The organism is Duganella fentianensis (assembly GCF_009857835.1).
In the GTDB taxonomy this organism is placed as follows: domain Bacteria; phylum Pseudomonadota; class Gammaproteobacteria; order Burkholderiales; family Burkholderiaceae_D; genus Rugamonas; species Rugamonas fentianensis.
Map to the genome: position 1 here is coordinate 1 of NZ_WWCL01000042.1, position 221 is coordinate 221.

The window sequence follows — 221 nt, forward strand, 5'->3', positions numbered from 1 at the left end:
GCGCTTACCACGGTAGGATTCGTGACTGGGGTGAAGTCGTAACAAGGTAGCCGTATCGGAAGGTGCGGCTGGATCACCTCCTTTCTAGAGTCGCACGACTCATCAAGCGTTCACACTTATCGACTGTCAATAAGAAAAGAACAGCATTTGGGGCTGTAGCTCAGCTGGTTAGAGCACCGTGTTGATAACGCGGGGGTCGTTGGTTCGAGTCCAACCAGCCC

At 53.4% G+C, this 221-nt stretch carries 1 rRNA gene; it reads left to right on the forward strand.

Annotated elements, in window-relative coordinates:
• Positions 1-84: ribosomal RNA gene (locus GTP23_RS22525) — 16S ribosomal RNA — on the forward strand; the annotation flags it as partial.
• Between the last annotated feature and the right edge of the window lie 137 nt (positions 85-221).